This window comes from Rhodococcus sp. DMU1 (assembly GCF_012272955.1).
GTDB lineage: Bacteria > Actinomycetota > Actinomycetes > Mycobacteriales > Mycobacteriaceae > Rhodococcus > Rhodococcus aetherivorans.
In genome coordinates, this window is sequence record NZ_CP050952.1 from 3,057,833 (window position 1) to 3,083,400 (window position 25,568).

22 protein-coding genes and 1 pseudogene are annotated in these 25,568 nt (G+C 72.4%); 13 read left to right on the forward strand and 10 right to left on the reverse strand.

Annotated features, from left to right (window positions below; genetic code table 11):
• Positions 1-30: 30 nt before the first annotated feature.
• The 6 genes from HFP48_RS14275 (at position 31) to HFP48_RS14300 (ending at position 7,121) form a co-directional block, all read left to right on the forward strand.
• Complete coding sequence (locus tag HFP48_RS14275) at positions 31-1,074, forward strand: WYL domain-containing protein (protein WP_072635278.1); 1,044 nt, start codon at positions 31-33, stop codon at positions 1,072-1,074.
• Positions 1,071-2,045, forward strand: coding sequence for a YafY family protein (locus HFP48_RS14280; protein ID WP_006945774.1), 975 nt, complete (start codon positions 1,071-1,073; stop codon positions 2,043-2,045). Before HFP48_RS14275 ends, HFP48_RS14280 begins: the two co-directional genes overlap by 4 nt.
• A 95-nt stretch (positions 2,046-2,140) precedes the next feature.
• Positions 2,141-2,401 (forward strand): Sec-independent protein translocase subunit TatA, encoded by a 261-nt coding sequence (tatA, locus tag HFP48_RS14285; protein ID WP_006945773.1) that lies wholly within the window; start codon positions 2,141-2,143, stop codon positions 2,399-2,401.
• A gap of 86 nt (positions 2,402-2,487) precedes the next feature.
• On the forward strand, positions 2,488-3,447 hold the full coding sequence (tatC, locus tag HFP48_RS14290; RefSeq protein ID WP_168580578.1) for a twin-arginine translocase subunit TatC: 960 nt from the start codon (positions 2,488-2,490) through the stop codon (positions 3,445-3,447).
• Between the two features lie 9 nt (positions 3,448-3,456).
• Positions 3,457-6,186, forward strand: coding sequence for a DEAD/DEAH box helicase (locus tag HFP48_RS14295; RefSeq protein ID WP_168579664.1), 2,730 nt, complete (start codon positions 3,457-3,459; stop codon positions 6,184-6,186).
• A gap of 107 nt (positions 6,187-6,293) precedes the next feature.
• On the forward strand, positions 6,294-7,121 hold the full coding sequence (locus tag HFP48_RS14300; RefSeq protein WP_006945769.1) for a DUF4333 domain-containing protein: 828 nt from the start codon (positions 6,294-6,296) through the stop codon (positions 7,119-7,121).
• A 19-nt stretch (positions 7,122-7,140) separates the two neighbouring features.
• On the opposite strand, the gene HFP48_RS14305 is transcribed toward HFP48_RS14300, so the two are convergent.
• Positions 7,141-8,124: a 5'-3' exonuclease gene (locus HFP48_RS14305; RefSeq protein ID WP_168579665.1), complete on the reverse strand. Its 984-nt coding sequence runs from the start codon at positions 8,122-8,124 to the stop codon at positions 7,141-7,143.
• A gap of 27 nt (positions 8,125-8,151) precedes the next feature.
• Between HFP48_RS14305 and HFP48_RS14310 the strand changes: the two genes are divergently transcribed.
• Complete coding sequence (locus HFP48_RS14310) at positions 8,152-9,282, forward strand: Xaa-Pro peptidase family protein (RefSeq protein WP_006945767.1); 1,131 nt, start codon at positions 8,152-8,154, stop codon at positions 9,280-9,282.
• 6 nt (positions 9,283-9,288) lie between these two features.
• On the opposite strand, the gene HFP48_RS14315 is transcribed toward HFP48_RS14310, so the two are convergent.
• On the reverse strand, positions 9,289-9,687 hold the full coding sequence (locus HFP48_RS14315; protein ID WP_006945766.1) for a TIGR03618 family F420-dependent PPOX class oxidoreductase: 399 nt from the start codon (positions 9,685-9,687) through the stop codon (positions 9,289-9,291).
• A gap of 77 nt (positions 9,688-9,764) precedes the next feature.
• Between HFP48_RS14315 and HFP48_RS14320 the strand changes: the two genes are divergently transcribed.
• Positions 9,765-10,511 carry an SDR family NAD(P)-dependent oxidoreductase gene (locus HFP48_RS14320; RefSeq protein ID WP_168579666.1) on the forward strand — a complete coding sequence of 249 codons (747 nt, stop codon included), beginning with the start codon at positions 9,765-9,767 and terminating at the stop codon, positions 10,509-10,511.
• A 9-nt stretch (positions 10,512-10,520) separates the two neighbouring features.
• Here the strand turns inward: HFP48_RS14320 and HFP48_RS14325 are convergent, their stop codons facing one another.
• Together HFP48_RS14325 and HFP48_RS14330 are read right to left on the reverse strand one after the other, a co-directional pair.
• Positions 10,521-11,987, reverse strand: a complete 1,467-nt coding sequence (locus tag HFP48_RS14325) for an NAD(P)/FAD-dependent oxidoreductase (RefSeq protein WP_168579667.1) — start codon at positions 11,985-11,987, stop codon at positions 10,521-10,523.
• A 77-nt stretch (positions 11,988-12,064) separates the two neighbouring features.
• Positions 12,065-12,895 (reverse strand): precorrin-3B synthase, encoded by an 831-nt coding sequence (locus tag HFP48_RS14330; protein WP_210432755.1) that lies wholly within the window; start codon positions 12,893-12,895, stop codon positions 12,065-12,067.
• A 64-nt stretch (positions 12,896-12,959) separates the two neighbouring features.
• Between HFP48_RS14330 and HFP48_RS14335 the strand changes: the two genes are divergently transcribed.
• Positions 12,960-13,391 (forward strand): PPOX class F420-dependent oxidoreductase, encoded by a 432-nt coding sequence (locus HFP48_RS14335; RefSeq protein ID WP_006945761.1) that lies wholly within the window; start codon positions 12,960-12,962, stop codon positions 13,389-13,391.
• A gap of 99 nt (positions 13,392-13,490) precedes the next feature.
• On the opposite strand, the gene ugpC is transcribed toward HFP48_RS14335, so the two are convergent.
• From ugpC to HFP48_RS14350, 3 genes and pseudogenes are all read right to left on the reverse strand, one after another.
• Positions 13,491-14,570 carry a sn-glycerol-3-phosphate ABC transporter ATP-binding protein UgpC gene (ugpC, locus tag HFP48_RS14340; RefSeq protein ID WP_029543775.1) on the reverse strand — a complete coding sequence of 360 codons (1,080 nt, stop codon included), beginning with the start codon at positions 14,568-14,570 and terminating at the stop codon, positions 13,491-13,493.
• Between the two features lie 77 nt (positions 14,571-14,647).
• Positions 14,648-15,604, reverse strand: a pseudogene (locus HFP48_RS14345) (glycoside hydrolase family 68 protein); the annotation flags it as partial.
• A 16-nt stretch (positions 15,605-15,620) separates the two neighbouring features.
• The gene (locus HFP48_RS14350) at positions 15,621-16,703 is read right to left on the reverse strand and encodes a LacI family DNA-binding transcriptional regulator (RefSeq protein ID WP_231772819.1); all 1,083 of its coding nucleotides are present in this window, start codon (positions 16,701-16,703) and stop codon (positions 15,621-15,623) included.
• A 102-nt stretch (positions 16,704-16,805) separates the two neighbouring features.
• Here HFP48_RS14350 and HFP48_RS14355 point away from each other — a divergent pair, with 102 nt between their 5' ends.
• From HFP48_RS14355 to HFP48_RS14370, 4 genes are read left to right on the forward strand one after another with little or no spacing between them, the layout of a single operon-like run.
• A complete protein-coding gene (locus HFP48_RS14355; RefSeq protein ID WP_050035267.1) occupies positions 16,806-18,155 on the forward strand; it encodes an extracellular solute-binding protein in 1,350 nt (449 codons plus the stop codon).
• Positions 18,152-19,099, forward strand: coding sequence for a sugar ABC transporter permease (locus HFP48_RS14360; protein ID WP_050035269.1), 948 nt, complete (start codon positions 18,152-18,154; stop codon positions 19,097-19,099). The genes HFP48_RS14355 and HFP48_RS14360 overlap by 4 nt, the downstream gene beginning before the upstream one ends.
• A gap of 2 nt (positions 19,100-19,101) precedes the next feature.
• A complete protein-coding gene (locus tag HFP48_RS14365) occupies positions 19,102-19,926 on the forward strand; it encodes a carbohydrate ABC transporter permease (protein WP_029543784.1) in 825 nt (274 codons plus the stop codon).
• Between the two features lie 50 nt (positions 19,927-19,976).
• Positions 19,977-21,626: a glycoside hydrolase family 13 protein gene (locus HFP48_RS14370; protein ID WP_050035271.1), complete on the forward strand. Its 1,650-nt coding sequence runs from the start codon at positions 19,977-19,979 to the stop codon at positions 21,624-21,626.
• A gap of 164 nt (positions 21,627-21,790) precedes the next feature.
• On the opposite strand, the gene HFP48_RS14375 is transcribed toward HFP48_RS14370, so the two are convergent.
• The 3 genes from HFP48_RS14375 to HFP48_RS14385 are packed head-to-tail and all read right to left on the reverse strand — an operon-like array spanning position 21,791 to position 25,464.
• Positions 21,791-23,158, reverse strand: a complete 1,368-nt coding sequence (locus HFP48_RS14375) for a metallopeptidase TldD-related protein (protein WP_050035272.1) — start codon at positions 23,156-23,158, stop codon at positions 21,791-21,793.
• Positions 23,155-24,666, reverse strand: coding sequence for a TldD/PmbA family protein (locus HFP48_RS14380; RefSeq protein WP_168579668.1), 1,512 nt, complete (start codon positions 24,664-24,666; stop codon positions 23,155-23,157). The genes HFP48_RS14375 and HFP48_RS14380 overlap by 4 nt, the downstream gene beginning before the upstream one ends.
• A 30-nt stretch (positions 24,667-24,696) precedes the next feature.
• On the reverse strand, positions 24,697-25,464 hold the full coding sequence (locus tag HFP48_RS14385; protein WP_161994704.1) for a TSUP family transporter: 768 nt from the start codon (positions 25,462-25,464) through the stop codon (positions 24,697-24,699).
• Positions 25,465-25,568: the final 104 nt, after the last annotated feature.

The following is a 25,568-nucleotide window of genomic DNA, read 5'->3' on the forward strand; positions in this document are numbered from 1 at the left end:
GCCGGCGGGCGGGGGATTAGGCTGCACCGCGTGGCGAATTCCAAAGTCGAGCGGCTGGTGAACCTGGTCATCTGCCTGCTGTCCACCCGCCAGTTCCTCACCGCCGAGAAGATCCGCGCCTCCGTCGCCGGATACGACGAATCGGGCAGCGACGAAGCGTTCAGCCGCATGTTCGAACGCGACAAGAACGAGCTGCGCGACCTGGGCATCCCGCTCGAGACCGGCATGCCGTCGCGGTTCTCCACCGTCGAGGGCTACCGCATCAACCGCGACGCCTACGAACTGCCCGAGATCGAGCTGACCAGCGCCGAGGCGGCCGCCGTCGCGGTGGCGGCGGCACTGTGGGAGTCGCCGGAGCTCACCTCCGCGGCGCAGGGCGCGCTGCTCAAGCTGCGCGCCGCGGGGGTGCAGGTCGATGCCGACCCGGCGGGCGCGATCACCGCGATGCCGACCCGCAGCCGCGGCTCCGAGCCGGTGCTGGGGCAGGTGCTCGCCGCCGTCGACACGCGCCGCGCGGTGCGCTTCCGGCACCGCAGTTCCCCGACCGACCCGTGGACCGAGCGCACCGTCGAACCGTGGGGCGTGGTCACCGTGCACGGCCGCTGGTACCTGGTGGGGTTCGACCGGGACCGGGGGGCGCCGCGCACCTTCCGGCTCTCCCGCATCGACGACGACGTCACCGCGTTCGGCCCCGCCGGGGCCGTGCGGATCCCCGACGGGGTGGACCTGCGGGCACACGCCCTGACCGCCACCACCTCCGGCGACGTGACCGGGCACGCCCGCGTATGGGTCGCGGACGGGCGCGCGTTCGAACTGCGCCGGCTCGGCACCGAGCACGAGCGCCGCGCGGTCGGCGACCGTCCCGGCACCGTCCTCGACGTTCCGGTGCGGTCGTGGGAGTGGATCGGGCGGGTGATCGCCGGGCAGGGCGCCGACGCGCTGGTGCTCGACCCGCCGGAACTGCGCGCGGAGGTGCGCCGCATCCTCACCCGGGTGCTGGCCACCACCACGACGGCCACCGTCGGTGCCGTCTCGAACAGCGGCGGCGGTGCCGACCGGGGGGAGAGCCGATGAGCACACGACTGTCCGGGCGGTTGACCCGGCTGCTGAACCTGGTGCCGTACTTCACGGCCCATCCGGGGATCAGCGCCGCCGAGGCCGCCCGCGATCTCGGGGTCACCCCGAAACAGATCATGGACGACCTGAACCAGCTGTGGGTGTGCGGGCTGCCCGGCTACGGTCCCGGCGACCTGATCGACCTCTCGTTCTCCGAGGACAGCATCGTCGTCACCTTCACCGCCGGGATCGACCGGCCGTTGCGGCTGACGTCCACCGAGGCCACGGCGCTGCTGGTGGCGTTGCGGTCGCTGGTGGAGATGCCCGGCGTGGTCGACCCCACCGCGGCGCTCGGGGCGATCGCGAAGATCGAGGCCGCCGCCGGCACCGCGGCCGCCGCCGACCGCACGCCTGCCCCCGCGCAGCCCGTCGCCGAGGATCCGGTCGCGGCGACCGTGCGCTCGGCGGTGCAGCACCGCCGGGTGCTGCACCTGACCTACTACTCGGCCTCCCGCGATGCGGTGTCCGAACGCGACGTCGATCCGATCCGGATCGTGCTGGTCGGCGAACACACCTACCTGCAGGCCTGGTGCCGGGCCGCCGAAGGGGTGCGGCTGTTCCGGTTCGACCGCATCGACGCCGCCACCGAACTCGACGAACCGGCGGACCCGCCCGAACGGGCGCTGCGCGAGGACGACCACCTCGACCTGTTCGCCGGCGACCCGACGCTGCCGGCGGCCCGGTTGCGGATCGACCCCGGCTACGGGTGGCTGCTCGACTACTACCCGCTGATCGACGTGCGGGTGCACGACGACGGGGTCATCGACGCGGTGATGCACTACGCGTCGCTGGACTGGATGGCGCGGTTGACCGTCGGCCTCGGCGCGGGGGTCAGTGTGCTGGGTCCGCCGGAGCTGGTCGCGGCGGTGCGGGACCGGGCGCAGGCCGCCCTGGCCGCGTACGACGCCCCCGCCGGGAACGGGCTGTGAACCTGCTCCGAACTCGTCGTGAACGCCCCTGTGCGGCGCGCCGGTGCAGGGTCGGTCCGGTAGCATCGACGCCAGCAGATCAGTGGAGGTTGATAATGGGTGCAATGAGCCCCTGGCACTGGGCCATCGTCGCGATCGTCGTGATCATCCTGTTCGGTTCGAAGAAGCTGCCCGACGCGGCCCGCGGTCTCGGCCGGTCGCTGCGCATCTTCAAGAGCGAGGTCAAGGAGATGCAGAACGACGACGCGCGCCCCGCGCAGCAGCAGGCTCCGAGTCCGTTGCCGCCGGCCCAGCCGGCCCCGGCCCCCGTGGAGCCGCAGCCGCAGACGCCGCAGCCCGAATCACGTTCGGCCTGACCGTATTTCCCTGACCGGGGCATCCGTGCGGATGTCCCGGTCCTCCGCTGATCCCGGCGGCCGTGACAGGAGCTGAGAACCGCACCGTGCGCATCCCGTTCGATCCGCGTCGAAGCCGGCGCAAGACCAATCCCGACGGCACCATGTCGCTGGTCGAGCACCTCTACGAACTGCGCACCCGCCTGCTCATCGCCCTCGCCGCCGTGGTGCTCACCACGATCGTCGGGTTCGTCTGGTACAGCGCCGGCCTGTTCGGGCTCCCGAGCCTCGGCGAGATCCTGCGCGGCCCCTACTGTGATCTGCCGGCGTCCGCGCGCGCCGACATCAGCGCCGACGACAGCTGCCGGCTGCTCGCCACGGGACCGTTCGAACAGTTCATGCTGCGGCTGAAGGTGGCGCTGACCGCGGGCATCGTGCTGGCCTGCCCGATCTGGCTGTACGAGCTGTGGGCGTTCATCACCCCCGGCCTGTATGCCAAGGAACGCCGTTACGCGATCGGCTTCGTCGTCTCCGGCGCGGTGCTGTTCGTCGCCGGCGCGGTCCTGGCCTACCTGGTGGTCTCGCACGCGTTGTCGTTCCTGCTCACCGTCGGTAACGACGTGCAGGTCACCGCGCTGTCGGGCTCGGAGTACTTCGGGTTCATCATCAACCTGCTCGTGATCTTCGGGGTGTCCTTCGAGATTCCCCTCGTCATCGTCGCGCTCAACGCCGTCGGGGTGCTCAGCTACGCCAAGCTCAAGTCGTGGCGGCGGGGGCTGATCATGGCGATGTTCGTCTTCGCCGCCATCGCCACGCCCGGCCAGGACCCGTTCTCGATGCTGGCGCTGGCCGCGGCCCTGACCCTGCTGCTCGAACTCGCCATCCAGCTCGCCCGCCTCAACGACAGGCGCCGCGCCCGCCGCGACCGGGAACAGGGCTGGGGCGACCTCGACGACGACGAGAGCTCCCCGATCACGGCACCCACCCCGGTGCCCGCGCCCACCACGACGGTGCCGCCCGGCCCCACGGCCCGGCCCGCGCCGCCCGACTACTCCGACACCCTCTAGCCGCCGCCTGTGACCGACTCCACCGACACCGGATCCACCGCGACCGCGCTGCCGCCCCGGCTCGCCGAATTCGCCGCCGAGCTGTCCTTCCCGCTCGATCCGTTCCAGGTGCAGGCCTGCCGCGCCCTCGAGGGCGGGCACGGCGTGCTCGTGTGCGCCCCCACCGGCGCCGGCAAGACCGTCGTCGGTGAGTTCGCCGTGCACCTGGCGCTGCGCGCCGGCAGCAAGTGCTTCTACACCACCCCGATCAAGGCGTTGAGCAACCAGAAGTACGCCGATCTCGTCGCCCGCTACGGCAAGGCCTCGGTCGGCCTGCTCACCGGCGATCAGTCCGTCAACCCGGATGCCCCGGTGGTGGTGATGACCACCGAGGTGCTGCGCAACATGCTCTACGCCTCCTCGACCACCCTGATCGGGCTGACCCACGTGGTGATGGACGAGGTGCACTTCCTCGCCGACCGGTTCCGCGGCGCGGTGTGGGAGGAGGTCATCCTGCACCTGCCCGAGGACGTGCGCCTGGTCAGCCTGTCCGCCACCGTCTCCAACGCCGAGGAGTTCGGCGACTGGATGGAGACCGTGCGCGGCGACACCACCGTCGTCGTCGACGAGGTGCGGCCCATCCCGCTGCACCAGCACGTGATGGTCGGCCCCCGCATCTTCGACCTGTTCGAATCCACCGCGCACCCGGACGCCGCGGACGGCACCGGCCGCCGCGGCGTCGTGGTCAACCGCGAACTCGTCGAGCAGGTGCGCCGCCGCGCCGCCCTCGACTCGGCCGGCCGGTGGGGCGGTCCCCGCGGGCGCATCGGGTTCCGGCCGCTGCCGCGTCCGGAGGTCGTCGCCCGCCTCGACCGGGAGGGGCTGTTGCCGGCGATCACCTTCGTGTTCAGCCGTGCCGGCTGCGACGCCGCCGTCGGCCAGTGCCTGCGCGCCGGTCTGCACCTGGCCTCCGACGCCGAGACCGCGCAGATCCGGGCCATCGTCGACGAACACACCGGCGACCTGCCGCGCGCCGACCTCGAGGTGCTCGGCTTCCGGGAGTGGCGCGCCGCCCTCGAACGCGGCATCGCCGCCCACCACGCCGGCATGCTCCCGGCCTTCCGGCACACCGTCGAGGATCTGTTCGTCCGCGGCCTGGTGCGGGCGGTGTTCGCCACCGAAACCCTGGCCCTGGGCATCAACATGCCGGCCCGCACCGTGGTGCTCGAGAAGCTGGTCAAGTACAACGGCGAAACCCACGCCGAGCTCACCCCCGGCGAGTACACCCAGCTCACCGGGCGGGCCGGGCGCCGCGGCATCGACGTCGAGGGCCACGCGGTGGTGCTGTGGCAGCCGGGCCTCGAGCCCGCGGACGTCGCCGGGCTCGCCTCCACCCGCACCTTCCCGCTGCGCAGCTCGTTCCGCCCGTCGTACAACATGGCGGTCAACCTGATCGACGCGGTCGGCGCCGAGCACTCCCGGGCGCTGCTCGAACGGTCCTTCGCCCAGTTCCAGGCGGACAAGTCGGTCGTCGGCCTGACCCGCGGCATCGAACGCAACGAGAAGGCCCTCGCCAAGCTCCGCGATCAGCTCGGCGGCGAGGACGGCGACATCATCGACTACCTGCAGCTGCGTGAGGAACTCACCCAGCTCGAACGCCGACGCGAACGCCAGGCTCGGCAGGACCGCCGGCAGGCCGCGGTCGCGTCGCTGCTCGCGCTGCGCCGCGGCGACATCGTCGCCATCCCCGGCGGCCGGCGCACCGGACTGGCCGTCGTCCTCGAAACCGACACCGACGTCACCGACCCCCGGCCCCTGGTGGTCACCGCGGACGCCTGGTCCGGGCGGGTCTCGGCCGCGGACTTCCCGGCACCGGCCACCGCGCTCGGCAAGCTCCGGCTGCCCCGGCACGCCGACGCCCGCACCGCCCGGGCCCGCCGTGACCTCGCGTCGGCGCTGCGCAGCACCGGGATTTCCGCGCCGCGCCGCCCCAAGCACGCCAAGAACGGTGACACCCGCGAGATCGACGACCTGCGGCGGCGCCTGCGCCGGCACCCGGCCCACCAGCATCCCGACCTCGACCGCCTCGCCCGGCTCGGGGAACGCTACAACCGGCTCGGCCGGGAGGTCGCACAGATGCGCCGCCAGTCCGCGGCCACCACCAACTCCCTCGCTCGCACCTTCGAGCGGATCGTCGCGTTGCTGACCGAGCGGGGCTACCTCACCGCCGGCGACGACCCGTCGACCACCGAGGCGGGGGAGCGGCTCGCCCGCATCTACAGCGAGAGCGACCTGCTCGTCGCCGAATGCCTGCGCCACGGCGTGTGGGCGGGACTCTCGCCCGCCGAGCTCGCCGCGGTGGTCTCGGCGGTGGTGTACGAGGCGCGCGTCGAGGAGGGCGCCACCGAGTACGGGCCCACCGGGCCGCTGCGCCGCGCGCTCGCCGACACCGTCCGCCTGTGCGGGCAGCTGCGCGCCGACGAGGTTCGCTTCAAGCTGCCCCCCACCCGCGAACCGGATCCCGGGTTCGTCGATGCCATCTACACGTGGGTGAGCACCCAATCGTTGACGGAGGCCCTGATCGCCGCCGGGGCCGCCGGACGCGACCTGTCGGCGGGCGACTTCGTGCGCTGGTGCCGGCAGGTGATCGATCTGCTCGACCAGATCCGCACCGGCGCGGTCGACCCTCAGATCGCGAAGACCGCCGCCCGGGCGATCGGCGCGATCCGGCGCGGTGTCGTCGCGGTCGATGCGGCGTGACGACACCGCGTGTGGTTTGATACGCGCGCTGCCACACGGCTTTCTCGTGGTGGGTGGGGCGCTACGGCTACGGTAATTGGACACAGCGAAGGCAGGTGGAGGCGACAATGAGCGGTCCGCACGACCCGCAGGATTCCGACGATTCGACCAAGCAGTGGGCGCCGTCGCCCCCGCCGTCCTCCGGAGCCGAGCAGGGGCCGGCCCCGACGCAGGCGTTCGGCACGCCGCAGCAGGGGCAGCCCGCCGGCCAGCAGTGGGGCCAGCAGGGCCAGCAGACCCCCGGCCAGCCGCAGCAGGGTCAGCCGCAGTGGGGGCAGCAACCCGGCCAAGGCCAAACCCCCGGCCAGCAATGGGGCCAGCAGCCCGGCCAGGGCCAGCAGTGGGGACAACCCCAGCAGGGTCAGCCCCAGTGGGGGCAGCCCGCCCAGGGGCAGCAGTGGGGCCAGCAGGGCCAGCAGACCCCCGGCCAGCCGCAGCAGGGTCAGCCGCAGTGGGGGCAGCAGCCCGGCCAGGGCCAGCAGTGGGGACAACCCCAGCAGGGTCAGCCCCAGTGGGGGCAGCAACCCGGCCAGCAGTGGGGGTCGACCGGCGCGAGCCAATGGAATGCCGGTGCGCCGCAGCAGAAGTCGAAGACCGGGCTGATCGTCGGCCTGGCCGTCGCCGGGCTCGTGGTGATCGGCGCGATCATCGGCGCCGTGCTGCTCCTCGGCGGCAACGACACCCTCGACCCCGAGGCCGCGCAGGCCGGCGTCGAGAAGGTCCTCACCGAGTCCTACGGCGCCACCGACGTCTCCGACGTGCAGTGCCCGGACGGTGAAGAAGTCAAGGCGGGCAACAGCTTCGAGTGCACCCTCACGGTGGACGGCCAGTTCCGGTCGGTGACGGTGACCTTCACCGACGACGAGGGCACCTACGAGGTCAGCCGCCCCAACTGAGCGCGCCGGTCCGTCGCCCTCACCCCGCGGCCAACGCCGCGGTCAACCGGGCGACGGACCGCCCGATCCCCAGCTCCTGCGCCAGCCGCTCCAGCGCCTGCGGATCGACCGGGGTGGACGGCACCGTGTCCGGCCGCGACACCCGGACGGGGGCGTCGGTGGCGACCCGCACCACCGGCACCGCCGCGTCGAGATACGCGCCGGCGTCGATCAGCTTGCCGCGCACCCCCTTCGCCAGCCCCGACTCCGGGTCCACCGCTGCCGCGCGCAGCGCCGTCAGCGACCCGTACTGCAGCAGCAGGGTCGACGCGGTCTTCTCCCCGACGCCCTTCACCCCCGGCAACCCGTCCGACGGGTCCCCGCGCAGCGCCGCCAGCTCGGCGTAGGCCGCGCCGGCCCGCTCGGGTGGCAGCCCGTACCGCGCCGCCACCTCGGGCGGCCCGAACAGCTCGGCCTTGGCCAGGCCCCGCCCGACGTACAGCACCCGCACCGGCACCGAGCCGTTGCGCACCACCTGCAGCAGGTCCCGGTCCCCGCTGACCACCAGCACCGGATCCCGGGACTCGCCGGCGGCGAGAGTACCGATCACGTCGTCGGCCTCGAACCCGGCTGCGCCGGCGGTGGCGAGGCCGGCGGCGGCCAGCACGTCGGTGATCATCGGCACCTGCGACGGCAACGCCGCCGGTACCTCCTCGACGGTGCCGTCCGAACCGGCGGCCACCCGGTGCGCTTTGTAACTCGGCACCGCCGCCACCCGGAACGCCGGCCGCCAGTCCAGATCCAGGCACACCACCAGCCGCGCCGGCCGATGCTTGGTGATCAGCGACGCCACCATGTCGGTGAACCCGCGCACCGCGTTGACCGGGCGGCCGTCCGGGGCGGTGAGCGACTCGGGCAGCGCGTGGAACGCGCGGAACCACAGGCTCGCCCCGTCGAGCAGCATCAACGGGCCGGTGGGGGGCACGGGGGCGGCGGACGCCGGCGTCGCAGTCACGACGATCATCCTGCCAAACGCCACTACGCTGTCCGCATGAATTCCCCCGCGCGCCGCTTCCCCGCCTCCGCATACGCCGACCGCCTCGCCCGGGCCGCCGCCCTCGGCCGCGACGCCGGCCTCGACGCGCTGCTCGTCACCCCCGGCCCGGACCTGCGCTACCTCCTCGGTTCGCGGGCGGAATCGTTCGAACGGCTCACCTGCCTGGTGGTGCCCACCGACGGCGCCCCCGCCTCCGTCGTCGTGCCGCGGCTCGAGCTGGCCGCCCTCACCGACTCCGCCGCCGCGGACCTGAACCTGCCGGTGCACGACTGGGTCGACGGGCAGGACCCGTACGCGCAGGTGGCGGCGCTGCTGCCGGAGCGCCCGCGCACCGCGGTCGCCGACGCCATGCCCGCCCTGCACCTGGTGCCGCTCGCGACCCGGTTCGCGGTGCCGCCCGTGCTGGCGACGGAGGTGGTGCGGCAGCTGCGCATGATCAAGGACGACGCGGAGGTCGAGGCGCTGCGCCGCGCCGGCGCCGCCATCGACCGGGTGCACGCGCAGATGGGACGGTGGCTGCGGCCCGGGCGCACCGAGGCGCAGGTCGCGGCCGACATCACCGCCGCGATCGTCGCCGAGGGCCACACCGAGGCCGCGTTCGTCATCGTCGGCTCCGGCCCGCACGGCGCCGACCCCCACCACGAGGTCTCCGACCGGGTCCTCGAACCCGGCGACGTCGTGGTCGTCGACATCGGCGGCCCGGTCGAGCCCGGCTACTACTCCGACTCCACCCGCACCTACAGCCTCGGCGCGCCCGCCGCGGACGTCGCGGCGAAGGTGGCGCTGCTCGAGGCCGCGCAGCAGGCGGCCGTCGACGCGGTCCGGCCCGGGGTCAGCGCTGCCTCGGTCGACGCCGCCGCCCGCGACGTGCTCGCCGCGCACGGCCTCGCCGAGGTGTTCGTGCACCGCACCGGGCACGGCATCGGGCTGTCCGTGCACGAGGAGCCGTACATCGTCGACGGCAACACCGATGTGCTGCGGCCCGGGATGGCGTTCAGCATCGAACCGGGCATCTACTTCCGCGGCGCATGGGGTGCGCGCATCGAGGACATCGTGGTGGTCACCGAGGACGGCTGCGAGCCGCTCAACCACCGGCCGCACGGGCTGACCGAGCTGCCGGGATGACCGGCCCTACCGGTCCAGCACCGAACCCATCACCCGTTCGACGGTGATCTCCACCACCACGCGGGTCGGGTTGGGCCGCGGCGGCCGGTACCGCGCGGTGTAGCGGCGCACCCCCTCGGCGACGGCCTCCGGGTCCGTGCGCACCCGGGCCGGACCCTCGAGGGTGAGCCAGCGGCCGCGCTCGACTTGGCTGACAGCGCCGTACCCGCCGCGCTCGGCGTTGAGCGCCTTCTGCGACGTCGCGTTGGTGATCACCCGCACCACCGCGGCGTCCGGGTCCCAGGTGAAGCCGACGGCCACCACGTGCGGGCTGCCGTCCGTGCGCAGCGTCGTCAGGGTGCCGAGATGGTATTCGGTGAGGAACTGCAGCGCGGCATCGCCGAGCGCGGCGGGGGTTCGGGCCATGCCTGCGACGGTAGCCGAACCCGGCACCGCCGGACCCGCCCCGGACGGCCCCGGCGCCGCCCGGGCACACTGGTGCGGTGAGCAACGAGCAGGGTTCGATCGTCGTCTTCGGGGGCCGCAGCGAGATCGGGGCGGCGGTGGCCGTGCGGCTGGCCCGCGGCCGCACCGTGGTCCTGGCCGCGCGCCGCGCCGGGGACCTCGAGCCGCAGCGCCGCGCCGTGCTCGACGCCGGGGCCGCCGCCGTGCACACCGTCGAGTTCGACGCCGACCGGCTCGACACCCACGAGCAGGTTCTCGCCGACATCCGGGCCCTGTACGGCCCGATCGACGTCGCGGTCCTCGCGTTCGGCATCCTCGGCGACCAGCGCCGCGCCGAACACGACGCCGCCCACGCCGTCGCGATCGTGCACACCGACTACGTCGCCCACGTGGCGCTGCTCACGCACCTCGCGGCGCAGCTGCGCGCCCAGGGTTGGGGCCGGATCGTGGTGTTCTCGTCGGTGGCGGGGGTGCGGGTGCGCCGGGCGAACTACGTGTACGGCTCCGCGAAGGCCGGCCTCGACGGATTCGCCGCCGGCCTGGCCGACGCGCTGCACGGCAGCGGCGTGTCCCTGCTGCTGGTGCGGCCCGGGTTCGTGATCGGCCGGATGACCGAGGGCATGAGCCCCGCGCCGCTGTCGAGCACCCCGGACCGGGTCGCCGATGCGGCGGTGCGGGCGTTGCACCGCGGCCGCGGCGAGGTGTGGGTGCCGGCGGTGCTGCGGCCGGTGTTCTTCGGGATGCGGCTGCTGCCGCGCCCGATCTGGCGGCGGCTGCCGCGCTGACCGGCGCGGTCAGCGGCGGCGCGACTCGAGCAGCCGCAACCACACCTCGCCGACCGTCGGATATGCCGGTACCGCATGCCACAGCGTCTCGAGCGGCACCGCCCCGACCACCGCGACGGTGGCCGCATGCAGCAGCTCGGCCACGTCGGTGCCCACGAACGTCGCCCCCACCACGGTGTCGGTCGCGCGGTCGACGACGAGGGCGGCGCGGCCGGTGAAATCGTCCCGGGCCAAAGCGGATCCGGCCACGGCGATGTCGACCTCGAGCACCTCGACGTCGAGGCCGTCGGCGCGGGCGCCGGCGGCGGTGCGGCCCACCGCCGCGACCTCCGGGACGGTGAACACCACCTGCGGCACCTGCCCGTGGTCGGCGCTCGCCCGGTAGCGCGGCGCGTCGAGGTCGCGGCCCTCGGCGCGGGCGGCGATCACGTCGCCGCACACCCGGCCCTGGTACTTGCCCATGTGCGTCAGCGCCGTCCGGCCGGTGACGTCGCCGACGGCGTAGAGCCAGCGTCCGTCCGTCCCGTCGACGGTCATGTGGTCGTCGGTGCGCAGCGGGCCGTCCCCGGCCACCCCGACCGCGTCGAGACCGAGGTCGGCGGTGGCGGGCCGGCGTCCGGTCGCGACGATCAGCTCGTCGACCTCGAGGTCACCGCCGTCGTCGAGACGCAGCCGCACCGGGCCGCCGTGGAGGCGCCCCACGCCGGTGTCCGCGACGTCCGGGCGGGACACCTCCGCCACCGTGGTGCCGAACCGCAGCCGCACGCCGTGCTCGCGCAGCGCCGCGGCGACCGCGTCGCCGGCGAACGGTTCGGTGCGGGCGAGCAGCCGCTCCCCGCGCACCAGCATCGTCAGGTCCTCGGTGCCCAGCTCGCGCAGCCACGTGGCGACCTCGCAGGCGACGACGCCGCCGCCGACGATCGCGGCGCGCCGCGGCACCTGCTGCAGGTTCGTCGCGTCCCGCGACGTCCACGGCCGGGCGGCGCGCAGCCCGGGCAGGTCGGGGACGGCGGCGGTGGTGCCGGTGGCCACCACCACCGCGTGCCGTGCCCGCAGCCGGCGCGGCTGCGGGCCGTCGACGGTGACCTCGCACGGCCCGCTCAGCCGGCCGTGCCCGCGCACGACGTCGATCCCGGCGCCGCGGGCCCACTCGACCTGCGCGGCGTCGTCGCGGCCGCTGGTGAACGCGTCGCGGCGGGCGAGGACGTCGGCGACGTCGACGCCGTGCGCGGCGACCTTGGCGGCGACGCCGGGCATGTGCCGGGCCGCGCCGAGCACCTGCCCCGGTCGCAGCAGCGCCTTGCTCGGCATGCACGCCCAGTAGGAGCATTCGCCGCCGACCAGTTCGTGTTCGACCAGCACCGCGGTGCGGTCGCTGCCGGCGATCGCATAGTCGGCGGCATTCTCCCCGGCGGGCCCGCCGCCGAGGACGATGACATCGAACACGTCGGACTCGGAACCGGCACCGATGGTCATGACCTCACGGTAGGCCGCGCCCGGACCGCGCGACCCCGGAATGCGGCGACCCCGGAATGCGGCGGCCGCGGCGCGGATCAGCGCAGGGCGGGGGAGTCGGCGTCGAAGATCAGCCCCATCGGGGCGAGCACCCGCACCACCTGTTCGGCGGCCCACTCGTCGAGGTCGCACAGCAGCAGCACCGGCCACGGCGTCACCACCAGGGGGCGGTCCACGGCCGCGAGGAACTCCGCCATCCGCGCCGGCAACACCGCCCCGGGCAGACCGCCGCCGAGGGTGACCGCCCCGTCGGGCTGGTCGAGCCATCCCACGGGCCGGGCCGGGGCCGGCGGGTGCGGCGCCGCCGGCTCCGACGGCTCCAGGCCCAGGGCCGCGAGGGTCGCGGCGACGCCGGCGCGGCGGGGCCGCTGCGCCGCCGCGACCAGCGCCTCGACGACGTCGCCGGGGGGCAGGCGCACCCCCGAGTCGGTGCCGTCGAGCAGCAGCGCCCACCGCCCGTCGGGCAACGCCAACGCCCCCACCTCGGGGGCCAGGGCCGCGATGTCGCCGGTGCCGTCGTCGATCCCGACGACGATCTCGCGGTCCGGTCCGGTCCCGTCGAGGCGGTCCTGCACCCCGGCCAGCGTCTCCCACACGTCCACGTGCCCGCCGATGCGACCGGACAGCGGCGAGACGAGCAGGCGGTGCCGGTGCTCGCCGGGCAGGTCGAAGCCGTGACCGGTCAGCCGCGCGGTGAGCTCGGTGCGGTCCCCGCGCATCCCGAGGCCGCCGGCGGTGAGGACGAGGGTGCCCCCGGCGTGCTCGTGGGCGAGTTCGGCGAGGACCTGCAGCTGCGCCGCAGTCAGCCGGCCCCCCGGGAGGGGCACCTCGACCAGGTCGGCCACGGCGGGATCATGGGCATGCGGCATGCCCTCCAGGCTAGACGGCGCCGGTCGGCGCGCCGACGGCGCGGTTTTCCGTAGGGTGTGCCCCATGACCCCGACCTTCGCCGACCTCGCCGCCGCGAAGTACGTGCTGCTGACCACGTTCCGCAAGGACGGCACCCCGGTGCCGACCGCAGTGTGGGCGGCCGCCGACGCCGACCGGCTGCTGGTGTGGACCGTCACCGACTCGTACAAGGTCAAGCGGCTGCGCCGCGATCCGCGGATCACCCTCGCGGTGTGCGACGTGCGCGGCAACCCGCGCAGCGACGCGGTCCCCGGCACCGCCACCGTGCTCGATGCCGCCGGCACCGAGCGGGCGCGGGCCGTGATCGCCCGCAGATACGGGATCCTCGGGTGGCTCACGGTCAAGGGCAGCGTGCTGCGCCGCGGCCGCGCCGGCACCGTCGGCATCGCCTGCGCCGTCGACGCGGGCGCCACCGCTCCGGAGACGGGCACCCCGGCCCCCGGGCACGGCGGGTGACGGGGAGCGCAGCGATGCCGCACAGCTGAGAGCGCGTCGGCGCACATCCGATGCCGGCCGTCCGGGGTGCGAGGCACGAAGCCCTCGACAGCTGTGCTGCTAGTGCGGTAGCCGGGCGCCGCCGGGGGTGGTGGCGAAGACGTGGGCGTGCGACGGGTCGATGCGGACGTGCACGACCTGGCCTTTCTCCGGTGGATTTCGCCAGTGGACCCTGGCCACCATTGGCTCGTGCCGTCCGCCCACCTGAGTGCGTCCGAAGATGAACGCTTCCGAGCCGAGTTCTTCGACCACGTCGACCTCGAGTTTCAGTCCGCCGGAGTCGGCGATCTCGACGTGCTCGGGCCGGATCCCGAAGACAACCTCCCGGCCGGCGGCCGCCAGGGTGTCCCGCGGCACCGGAATCACCTGCCCGCCGAAGCGGATTCCGCCGTCGGTGACGGGCACGGTGAACAGGTTCATCGACGGTGAACCCATGAATCCGGCGACGAAGACGTTCGCGGGCCGGTGGTAGAGCTCGCGCGGTGACGCGCACTGCTGCAGCACCCCGCCCTGGAGGACGGCGACCCGGTCGCCCATCGTCATCGCCTCGACCTGGTCGTGCGTGACGTAGACGGTGGTCGTGCCCAGGTGGCGCTGCAACTGGGCGATCTGCGTCCGGGTCTGCACCCGCAGCTTTGCGTCGAGATTCGACAGCGGCTCGTCCATGAGGAACACCTGAGGCTGGCGGACGATGGCGCGGCCCATGGCAACTCGCTGCCGCTGGCCCCCCGACAACGCCTTCGGCTTGCGGTCCAGATACGCGCCGAGGTCGAGCATGTCGGCGGCCTCGGCGACGCGGCGGCGGATCTCGGACTTGTCGGTACCGGCGAGTTTGAGCGCGAAGCCCATGTTCTCCGCGACGCTCATGTGCGGGTAGAGGGCGTAGTTCTGGAACACCATCGCGATGTCGCGTTCCTTGGGTTCGGCGTGCGTGACGTCGCGGCCGCCGATGGTGATGCGACCGCCGTCGACGTCCTCGAGGCCGGCGAGCATGCGCAGCGACGTCGACTTACCGCAGCCGGACGGGCCGACCAGGACGAGGAATTCGCCGTCCTCGATGTGCAGGTCGAGTTGGTCCACCGCGGGGCAGTCCGAACCGGGGAACAGTCGGGTCGCGTGGTCGTACGTGATGGTTGCCATGAGAAAAGAGAGTCCCTCCACCGGCAGGAACGTGCCGGACGATCCGAGTGAGGTGAGTGGTGTGGGTATCGGTGCTGTCAGGGCGTCGTGGTCGAACTGTCGGTACCGGTGAACGGCACGTAACTCGAGGAGGAGATGGTGCCGAATTGCGGTCCGTCGCCGTTGTCGAAGCCCCACGTCGTCCAGTTGCCGTCCCGTGTCCGCCGCATCTGCACCGCGTACAGGTCGGCGGTGTCGATGTTCGCCGCCTCGGTGATCTTCCACGGCCCGAGCGGGGACTGTCCTTCGGCGATCCAGGTCCCCGCTTGGTGCCCGGCGTGAACGCTGGTGTTCTTGGGCGCGCAGGAGAACACCAGGACCGGTTTCCCGTTGACGGTGTGTGCCTGCAGGACTTCCATCTCGCCGAATCCGGCGGGCGTCGAGAGTGGGGGGTGGATGTGCCAGTGGCTCAGGTCCTTGCTGGTGGCGTGGCCGACGACGGCGCGGCCCTCGGGATCGCCGGAGTTGGCGCGGGCGGTGATCAGCATGTGCCACCGACCGGCGTGTTCGAAGACGTAGGGGTCGCGCCAGGCTTCGTCCGGCCAGGTGCCCTCGCCGAGGCGTTCGTACCAGCGGCCGTCGGCCTCGAGGACGAGGTCGGGGTCCTTGGTCCAGGTGACCAGGTCCGAGGAGGTTGCGCGGCCGATGCGTTGTACGAGGCCGTTCTCGGCCCGGCTCACGCCGGTGTAGAACATGCTCCAGCGTCCGCCGGTGTCGCGGACGACGGAGCCGGTCCAGGTCGCGAGGTCGTCGAACGCCGGGGCGTCGGAGGCCGCCACTGCGTCGGCGGTCAGGGTCCATTGCTCGCCGTCCCGCGAGGTCGCGTGTCCGATGGCCGCACGGTAGTGGCGGCGTTCGCGGTCCTGCAGGGCGCGCGAGGCGCGGAGGAAGAACAGGTGGTAGTCGGTGCCGTCGTCGGTCATCCAACTGTCCCAGACCCAGTGGTCGGGAAGGGCGAGGCGCATCAGGTCTCCTGGGGTGTTCGGCAATCGGGGCGCGACCGTCGTGCTCTCAGCACGGAGAGTCGTCTGCGGTCGCCGCTGTCGGCCGCCTTCGGTCCGGCGCCGGTCCGGTGCTGGCGCGGACGGTGAGTGTCACCGGGGCCGTGACGGCGGTGGGTACGCCGCCGTCCGCGGTGGGGCTGGGATTCAGCGTTTCGAGGACCAGGCGGGCGGCGATCTCGCCCTGCTCGCGGACGGATTGGTGCACCGTGGTCAGGTCGGTGAGTGCGGCGAGGGGGTGATCGTCGATCCCGACCACGGAGACGTCGTCGGGTATCCGCAGGCCCCGGCGGCGCAGGGTTCTGATCGCGCCGAGGGCGAGTTCGTCGCTGTGCGCGAACACAGCCGTCGGGGCGCGCTCCGGGGCCGCGTCGAGAATGTCGGCCATCGCCGATGCGGCGTTGAGGCCGCCCCAGTCGACGTCGCGGATGAGAGCGTGATCGACCGCGATCCCGGCCTCGGTCAGGGCGTCGACGTACGCCGCCGAGCGGCCCGGGCGGGCCGGCCAGCCCGGCTGGTCCGGGTCGTGGGCGGCGATCATGGCGATGCGCCGGTGGCCCAGTTCCAGGAGGTGGTCGACGGCCAGGCGGCCGGCACGATAGTCGTCGATGCAGACGTAGGGGTAGTCGGCGTTCTGCCCGCCGGCGGCGATGATGCTGACGCCCATCAGGGCGAGCCGTTCTTGCTCGTGCTGGTCGACCGGGAATGCGACCACCACGACGGCGTCGACCTTCCGGCGGGCGGGCAGCCGGGTGAAGAAGTCGTGGCGGTCGTCGGGGCCGCCGACCTGGTACAGCAACAGGTCGAAGTGGGCCGCGGAGAGCACCGTTTCGATGCCGCTCACCATCTCGCCGAAGAACCAGCGCTCGATGTGGGGGACGGCCAGCGCCACCCGTCGTGTCGGGCCGCCGGCGAGGCGGACCGCATCCGGGGAGACGACGTAGTCGAGACGGCGGGCGGTGGCGAGGACCTTCGCCTTCGTCGCCGCGGACACACCGTACGAGTCGTTGAGGGCGCGTGAAGCCGTCGTCAGTGAGACCCCGGCCTCCCGGGCGACGTCGCTGAGGCTCAACGCTGCAGGTCGATTGGACACAAGCCCGATGGTAGACCGATCGACCTTGATTTCGGAAGCGCTTCCGACATACGCTTCGGAAGCGCTTCCGAAATGTGATGCGCATCTCAACGCGGAGGAGTTATGGACTCACACCACTCGACCCCGGCCCGGCGGGCACGCAGATTCGCCGCCCTCGCAGGCGCCGCGGTCCTGCAGACGGTGGTGGCGTGCGCGCCGCCGGGCAGCGGTAACACCGCGACCGTCCCGACCGACCCGGTGCCGGTGAACATCGATCTCGGCACCGACCCGATCGAGTTGACCCTGTACGACGGTGCGGGGTTGAAGAAGATCGACGAGGCCCTGATCGCGGCGTTCACCGAGCGCCATCCGAACGTGACCATCACCCCGCGCTACGACCCGGACGAGGTGCAGGCCGTCAACGCCCCCCGGGTGCTCGCGTCGGAGAATCCGCCGGACATCGCGCGGATCATCGCGCTGCCCGCCGCGGTAGCCAACCACCAGCTCACGGCCCTCGATCCGTGGGCCGACGCCTACGGCTGGAACACGCTTCCGCCGGGGCAGAGTGCCATGTACCGGGTCGATGCGAACGGAATCCGCGGCACCGGCCCGCAGTACACGATGGCCAGCGGGTTCACGGTGACCGGGCTCTACTACAACAAGGAGCTTGCGAACCGGATCGGGATGGTCGAGCCGCCCACCACCGTCGCGGAATTCGAGCAGGCCCTGGCGTCGGCGAAAACTGCCGGACTGATCCCGATCATGGCCGGCAACAAGAGCGCGCAGGTCACCTTCCTGGTCCAGATGATGCTGAACACCGCCCTCGGCCCGGACGCGGTCAACGGCTGGGTCTTCAACGCGCCCGGCGCCACCCTCGACACCCCCGCCGCGGTCGACGCGGCCGCGGTGGTGGCCGGCTGGGCAGCGAAGGGCTACTTCCCCGCGGACACCAACGGCACCGACGCCACCGCCGCCGCCGGACGGTTCGCTGCGGGCGAGGCCCTGTTCTATGTCTCCGGGAACTGGGATGCCGCGACCCTACAGGCCAAGATGGGCGAGAACGTCGGCTTCACCCTTCCACCCGCGCCCGCCGGGTCACCCGTGCTCGCCATGTCCGACCCGGTGTCGAACTTCGCAATACCCTCGGGGTCGGACGACAAGAACGCCGCCGCAGCCTTCCTGGACTTCCTCCGCTCCGACGCGGGCCGGCAGGTCGTGGTCGACGCCGGCTTCGCCCCGTCCGGTACCGGCCCGGTCCCGGCCACCGCACCCGGATCGCTGGGCGCCCAGATCCAGGCGGCCTTCGACATACTGGTCGCCGCCGACGGCCAGGTCCAATTCGTCCAGAACGCCACCAACGGCATGTCCGGCACCTGGCTACCGCAGGTCCAGATGCTCGTCGCCGGCCGAACCACGCCCGGCGAGATGATGGCCGCCGTCCAATCCGCATACGAGCAGGACCTCCTGAGATGACCTCCACCGCACACGCCCCCCAGACATCCCCCACCCGGGCGTTCCCGCATCGCGTCGCAACCCGGCCGGGGCGGGGCCACCGCGCCAAACGGGCCCTGACCGGATGGCTGTTCGTCCTGCCCGCCGCGGCGGTGTACACCGTCTTCGTCCTCCGGCCGCTGCTGAGCACCCTCTGGTACTCCCTCTACAACTGGGACGGCATCTCCGTCGGCAGCTGGGTGGGGCTCGGCAACTACCGCCGCGTGCTCACCGACCCGCAGCTGCTGTCCTCGATCGGGCACGCGTTCTTCCTCATCCTGTTCTTCACCGTCCTCCCGGTGATCGGCGGCCTTCTCGTCGCTGCCCTGCTCCAGGAGATCCGCATACGCGGCCTCGGTACCCTCACCCGCACCCTGCTGTTCCTACCGCAGATCATTCCCGGCGCGGCCGCGGCGGTCGCGTGGGTGTGGATGTTCTCGACCAACGGCACCGTGAACCAACTGCTCTCGGCCGTCGGCCTGGGCGGGCTCACCCGCTCCTGGCTCGGCGACTTCGACTGGGCCCTGCCCGCCGTCGGCGTCATCGGCACCTGGCTCGGCCTCGGATTCTGCACCATCCTGCTGATGGCCGGCATCGGGAAGATCGACATCTCGATCTACGAGGCCGCCCGGCTCGACGGCGCCAGCTTCCTCAGCACCTTCCGATACGTCACCGTTCCAGCCCTGCGGGCAGAGATCGGGGTCTGCGTCACCGTCACCATCATCGCCGCCCTCGCCAGCTTCGACATCGTGTTCATGTCCACCCAGGGCGGACCCGGCTACGCGACCACCGTGCCCGGCGTCCTGATCTATCAACTCGGCTTCACCGAATCCCGGGTCGGTCTCGCCAGCGCCCTCGCTGTCGTCCTCACCGGCCTGATCCTGATGGTCATCCTGCCGATCCAGCGCTTCTTCAGAGAGAAATGATCATGAAAACCTCCGCTCGCCAACGGATTCCCGGACTCGTCCTGCTGCTCGGCACCATGATCTTCTCGATCCTGCCGTTGCTCAGCATGCTGTCGGCGGCACTGCAACCGCAGGGCACCGTCCCGCTCGGGCTGTCGTGGCCGTCGAACCCGCACTGGCACAACTTCCTCGACGCCTGGCGCGTCGCGGAGGTGACACCGCTGATGGTCTCGAGCATCATCCTCGTCGCCGGCGTCGTCCCCGTCGCAGCGCTGTTCGCTGCGATGGCCGGTTACGGGCTCGGGCAGCTGCACGTGCCCGGAGGCACCGTCGTCTTCCTGCTCCTGCTGCTGGGGTTGACTCTCCCGAAGGAGGCGACGATCGTGCCGCTCTACTACCAGCTGCGCGAGATGAACCTGCTCAACACCCGCCTCGGACTCATCCTGGTTCTCATCGGCACGTTCACGCCCTTCGCCGTCTTCTGGATGCGAGCCCATTTCCTGTCCATGCCGAAAGAGCTCACCGAGGCTGCGGCCCTGGACGGGGCGGGCCCCTGGCAGGCCTTCCGTCACATCCAGATCCCGCTCGCGGTCCCGGCGCTGGCCTCGCTGTGTCTGCTGCTGTTCCTGTGGACCTGGAACACCTTCCTGCAGGCCATCGTCCTCATCGACGACCCCGGTAAGCGGACCATGGCGGGCGCACTGCAGAACTTCGTCGGCCAATACTCGACCGACGTCGTCCTTCTCAACGCCGGATCCCTGCTGATCATGGCCCCGACCATCGTGGTGTTCCTGCTGTTCCAGCGCCACTTCGTCAAGGCGATGATCGCCGGCGCCGTCAAGGGCTGACCGTGCCCGCCCACACCACTACCACGCCCACACCACCCGCAGGGGAAACCATGCCCACATCACGACAGTGGTGGCACGACGCTGTCATCTACCAGGTGTATCTGCGCAGCTTCGCCGACGGCACCGGCGACGGCATCGGCGACCTCGCAGGGCTCGCCGAGCGCCTGCCGTACCTCGTCGACCTCGGCGTCGACGCAATCTGGATCACCCCCTGGTATCCGTCACCGATGGCGGACGGCGGCTACGACGTCGCCGACTTCCGCGACATCGACCCCCTCTTCGGCACTCTCGACGACGCGGACACCCTGCTGGCCGCCGCCCACGCTGCCGGACTCCGCATCATCATCGACCTGCCCGCCAACCACACGTCCGACACCCACCCCTGGTTTCGGGAGGCGTTGCGCAGCGCCCCCGGTTCGCGGGAGCGCGCCAGGTACTTCTTCCGCGCCGGCCGCGGCGACACGGGCGAACTCCCGCCGAACGACTGGATCAGCGCATTCGGCGGACCGGCCTGGACCCGCACCACCCGAGAGGACGGACAAGCCGGCCAGTGGTATCTGCACTTGTTCGCACCCGAACAACCCGACCTCGACTGGACCAACCCCGAGGTCCGCACCGAATTTGCTGACGTTCTGCGCTTCTGGTTCGACCGCGGCGTCGACGGCATACGCATCGACGCCGTGTCGGCGATGGCCAAGGTTCCCGGACTGCCGGATGCCGGCCACGCACCGGGAGCCCGGTTCGAATCCAGCACGTGGGTCGACAATCCGCACTGGGATGTCGACGAACTTCACGACATCCTGCGCGAGTTTCGCACCATCGCCGACGAATACGGCCCCGACCGCATGTTCGTCGCCGAGGCGATCGTCCGCAGCCCCGAACGTCTGGCCCGCTACGTGCGTCCCGGCGAGTTGCACACCGCCTTCAACTTCGACTTCCCCAGAGCCGGCTGGGACCCGGCAGCACTGCGCGAGGCCATCGACCGCAGCCGCGAGGCGCTCCGCGAGGTCGGTGCGCCGACCACCTGGGTGCTCTCGAGCCACGACGAGACTCGCCACCTCACCCGATTCGGGCGCGCCGAAACCAGCACACTGCCGATGACCCTGACCGCCGCCACCGACTCCGATCTCACCCTCGGCACCCGCCGCGCCCGCGCGGCGGCCCTGCTCATGCTCGCCCTGCCCGGCGGTGCCTACCTCTACCAGGGCGAAGAACTCGGCCTCGAGGAAGTCGCCGACCTCCCTGCGGAACTGCTGCAGGACCCGACCTGGGAACGGTCCGGGCACACCATCCGCGGCCGCGACGGATGCCGGGTCCCGCTGCCCTGGAGCGGTGACCACCCACCCTTCGGGTTCGCCGCCGACCACGTCCAGCCGTGGCTACCCCAACCCGACAACTGGAAGTCGAAGACCGTCGCCGCCGAATCCGACGACCCCGATTCGATGCTCACCCTCTACCGCACCGCACTACGACTCCGACGCACACTGCCCGCCCTGCGCGATGACTCTTTCGGCTGGCAGCCGTCGGCCACCGATGCCCTCGTCTTCGACCGCGGACCGACGTTTCGGTGCGTCGTGAACCTGTCCCGTCAACCGGTTGCGATCGACCCGGACGCAACCGTCCTGCTCGCCTCCGCCGCCCTGACCGATGCCCGTTCTCTGCCACCGGACACCGCAGTCTGGCTGCGCACCAACCGATAGGGCCGTGACACAGCCACTCCATCGAAGAACTTGTCGGATCCGGCGGTGACCACATCGAACGAGCCTTCTCGCCCAAATCCGCCCGATTTTCGGGGGACACTACGTCGAGCCCGTAGGTCGGCAGCCCGGCCCGGTTCCACCGCGCCCTGCCCTGAGCGCCGGGCTCAGCGAGCGCGGCTGACCGACGACATGTGGAAGTCGGGGACCCGCAGCGGCGGCATCGCGGTGCGGGTGAACCAGTCCTTCCATTCCCGCGGCAGGGTCCGCTCCGTGCGGCCCGCCTCGGTGGTGCGCCGCAGCAGATCCAGCGGGCTCTCGTTGAACCGGAAGTTGTTCACCTCCGCCGTCACCGCACCGTCCTCGACCAGGTACACGCCGTCGCGGGTCAGACCGGTCAGCAGCAACGTCGCCGGGTCGACCTCCCGGATGTACCACAGCGTCGTCAGCAACAGTCCCCGCTCGGTGCGGGCCACCATCTCGTCCACGTCGGCCGCGCCGCCGCCGGTCAGCACCAGGTTCTCCCCGGGCGCCGCCACCGGCGCCCCGAACTCGGCGGCCGCGGCCCGCGGGTACGCCAGCGCGTGCACCGCGCCCCCGCGCACCCAGTCGACCCGCCCGGCGTCCATCCCGTTGTCGAACACCGACACCGAGTTCGACGAGGCGGTGGCCGCGACGAACGGCGCGTACTCCAGGCCGGGGGCGGCCGGATCGGAGAACAGGGTCAACGGCAGCGCGGTGAGCCGTTCGCCGACGCGGGTGCCGCCGGGCCGCGACAGCGCGGTGTGCCCCTCCTCGGCGCCGCGGCCCTCCATCGACCACATCAGGTAGATCATCAGGTCCGCCACCGCCGACGGCGGCAGCAGCGTCTCGTAGCGCCCGGCCGGGAGGTCGACCGTGCGGCGCGCCCAGTCCAGCCGCCGCGACAGCTCCGCGAGCAGGGACGGTGTGTCGACGTCGGTGAAGTCGCGGGTGCCGGCCCCGGCCCACGCGCTGGCCCCGTTCAGCCCGCCCCGCTTGCCGTTGATCTCCACCGATCCTTCCGGCTCGGTGAACCGGCGCCGCACCCCGTTGGAGGTGCCCAGCCAGGTCGTCGACACCCGGTGGTGGGCGAAGCCGTAGAGCTGATCGGCGCCGTCGAATCCCGCGGCGAGATCGTCGACGAGCCGCCCGAACACCGAGATGTCCGTCCCGGCCGCGGCGTCGGCCCAGTCGCCGGGCACGCCGTCGCCGCCGACGAGCGGCATCGCGTCCTCGGCCGGGGACGCCGCCGCGGCCGCCGCCCCCGCCGCCCGCACGGTCGGGGCGATGTCGGCCGGGTCGACGCTGCTCGACGTCACCACCCCGACGCGGGGGGTGTCGCCGCGCTGCACCGCGATCACCGTCCAGCTGCGCGAGCGCGAGATCCCGTTGGTGGTCATCGAATTTCCGGCCCACCGCAGCGACGCCTCGCCGGTGTCGGTGACCAGCACGATGGTCTCGTCGGCGGTCGAGCAGCGCAGCGCCCGCTCGAGCAGTTCCTGCGCCTCGATCATCGCCCGCCCTCCGCGCGTGTGTTGAGCACGTTCACCGACCGCAGCAGCGCCGACGGGCAGCCGTGGCTGACCGGGGCGACCTGACCGGGCTGGGCCTTGCCGCAGTTCACGGCGCCGCCGAGCTGCCAGGTCGACGGCCCGCCGACCGCCTCGAGCGACCCCCAGAAGTCCGTCGTGGTGGCCTGGTACGCCACGTCGCGCACCTGCCCGGCGAGTTCGCCGCCGCGGATCCGGTAGAACCGCTGACCGGTGAACTGGAAGTTGTAGCGCTGCATGTCGATCGACCAGGACTTGTCACCGACGACGTAGATCCCGTCGTCGACCCGGGCGATGAGGTCGGCGGTGGTCGTGTCGGCCGACGGGTCCGGCTGCAGCGACACGTTCGCCATCCGCTGGAGCGGTACGTGATGCGCCGAGTCGGCGTACGAGCAGCCGTTCGAGCGTCCCAGGCCCAGCCGCGGCGCGAACACCCGGTCGAGCTGGTAGCCCACCAGGATCCCGTCCCGCACCAGGTCCCAGGACTGGGCGGCGACCCCGTCGTCGTCCCAGCCGACGCTGGCGAGCCCGTGCGCGACGGTGCGGTCCGCCGTCACGTGCATGACGTCGGTGCCGTAGCGCAGCGTGCCGAGCCCGTCCGGGGTGGCGAACGAGGTGCCCGCATAGGCCGCCTCGTACCCGATGGCCCGATCGTATTCCGTTGCGTGCCCGACCGATTCGTGGAGGGTCAGCCACAGGTTGGTGGGGTCGATCACCAGGTCCGTCGGCCCGGCCTGCACGCTGGGGGCCGCCGCCTTCTCCGCCAGCCAGCCGGGGATCCGCTCCAGCTCCTCGTTCCAGTGCCAGTGCGCGTCGCCGGCCAGATACTCCCAACCCCGCCCCACCGGCGGGGCGAGGGTGCGCATCGTCTCGAACTCGCCGGTGCGCCGGTCGACGGCGGTGGCCTCGAGCTGCGGTGCCACCCGCACCCGCTGCTGGGTGATCGTCGAGCCGGCCAGGTCCGCGTAGAACGTCTGCTCCTTGATCTGCAGACAGCTCGCCGTCACGTGATCGACCCCGTCGGTGTCGAGCAGCCGCCGCGAGAAGTCCGTCAGCCGCGCCACCTTCTGCGCGGTGGGCACCGTGAACGGATCGACCTCGTACGGTGACACCCACACCGCGTCCGGGTAGACCGGTTCGTCGGCGAGCTCGACCCGTTCCCGGTTCAGCGCCCGCAACGCCCGGGCCACCTCGATCGCCTGCCCCGCGGTCGCCGCCGCGACGGCGGGACTCAGCTCGGCGTGCGAGGCGAACCCCCACGTGCCGTCGACCACCACCCGCACGGCCAGCCCCGTGTCGACACTGTCGACGGCCGCCTGCACGGCGCCGTCCCGCAGGCTCAACGACTGGCTGTGCACGCGATGCACCCGCAGGTCCGCGTGGGAGGCGCCCGCAGCGCGGGCGACGGACAGCGCGGCGTCCGCGAGCGCCCGCAGCGGCAGGGCGAGGAAGTCGGCGTCGACGGTGCTCACCCGCAACACCGTAGCGGCCCGTGCGCCGGCTCAACCGAACTGCTGCCATCCCAGCCGCACCACCATCACCAGCACCACGGTCAGCAGCACCACCCGCACGAACCCCGAGCCGCGCCGCAGCGCCGTCCGCGACCCGGCCACCGCGCCCGCGATGTTGCACACCGCCAGCGCCAGCCCCAGGGACCACCACACGTGCCCGGTCGCCGCGAAGTACACCAACGCCCCGAGGTTCGACCCGAGATTGATCACCTTCGCCATCGCCGCCGAGCGCACGAACTCGGTGCCGAGCAGCGTCGCGAACGCGATGATCAGGAACGTGCCGGTGCCGGGGCCGAGCAGCCCGTCGTAGAAACCGATCACCGCGGCCGCCAGCAGCACCACCAGCACCGTGCGCCGCAGCGTCGGGCGTTCGTGCGCCAGCGTCGTGCCGACCTGCGGTCGCAGCGTCACGAACACCGCGACCGCCACCAGCACCACCATCACGATCGGAATGAACAGGTCCCTGTCGATCCGCGAGACCGTCGCCGCACCCGCCGCGGCCGCGACTGCGGCCAGCGCCGCCGCCGGAGCCAGGACCGGCCACTGCAGCCGGATCCGTCGGGCGAACGTCACCACCGCCGCGCCGGTGCCGCAGATGGCGGTGAGCTTGTTCGTCGCCAGCGCGGCCGCCGGCGTCAGTTGCGGGGCGACGACGAACAGTGCCGGCAACAGGATCAGCCCACCCCCACCGACGACGGCGTCGACCCACCCCGCGGCGGTCGCCGCCACCATCAGAACCGCCCAGTCGCCCGCACCCACGCGGCCATTCGATCACAGCGGTCGGGAGCAAAACCGCCGCGCCGTTCGTTGACCGGGTGTGACCGTCGCATCCGCATTCGTGCCGCCCCCGGCGCCTGGGAGGA

Coding starts and splice junctions, on each gene's coding strand:
- HFP48_RS14280 (WP_006945774.1), top strand. CDS start 1,071: ATGAGCACACGACTGTCCGGGCGGTTGACCCGGCTGCTGAACCTGGTG.
- tatA (WP_006945773.1), top strand. CDS start 2,141: ATGGGTGCAATGAGCCCCTGGCACTGGGCCATCGTCGCGATCGTCGTG.
- HFP48_RS14300 (WP_006945769.1), top strand. CDS start 6,294: ATGAGCGGTCCGCACGACCCGCAGGATTCCGACGATTCGACCAAGCAG.
- HFP48_RS14305 (WP_168579665.1), bottom strand. CDS start 8,124: ATGATCGTCGTGACTGCGACGCCGGCGTCCGCCGCCCCCGTGCCCCCC.
- HFP48_RS14310 (WP_006945767.1), top strand. CDS start 8,152: ATGAATTCCCCCGCGCGCCGCTTCCCCGCCTCCGCATACGCCGACCGC.
- HFP48_RS14315 (WP_006945766.1), bottom strand. CDS start 9,687: ATGGCCCGAACCCCCGCCGCGCTCGGCGATGCCGCGCTGCAGTTCCTC.
- HFP48_RS14325 (WP_168579667.1), bottom strand. CDS start 11,987: ATGACCATCGGTGCCGGTTCCGAGTCCGACGTGTTCGATGTCATCGTC.
- HFP48_RS14330 (WP_210432755.1), bottom strand. CDS start 12,895: ATGCCGCATGCCCATGATCCCGCCGTGGCCGACCTGGTCGAGGTGCCC.
- HFP48_RS14335 (WP_006945761.1), top strand. CDS start 12,960: ATGACCCCGACCTTCGCCGACCTCGCCGCCGCGAAGTACGTGCTGCTG.
- ugpC (WP_029543775.1), bottom strand. CDS start 14,570: ATGGCAACCATCACGTACGACCACGCGACCCGACTGTTCCCCGGTTCG.
- HFP48_RS14355 (WP_050035267.1), top strand. CDS start 16,806: ATGGACTCACACCACTCGACCCCGGCCCGGCGGGCACGCAGATTCGCC.
- HFP48_RS14360 (WP_050035269.1), top strand. CDS start 18,152: ATGACCTCCACCGCACACGCCCCCCAGACATCCCCCACCCGGGCGTTC.
- HFP48_RS14365 (WP_029543784.1), top strand. CDS start 19,102: ATGAAAACCTCCGCTCGCCAACGGATTCCCGGACTCGTCCTGCTGCTC.
- HFP48_RS14370 (WP_050035271.1), top strand. CDS start 19,977: ATGCCCACATCACGACAGTGGTGGCACGACGCTGTCATCTACCAGGTG.
- HFP48_RS14375 (WP_050035272.1), bottom strand. CDS start 23,158: ATGATCGAGGCGCAGGAACTGCTCGAGCGGGCGCTGCGCTGCTCGACC.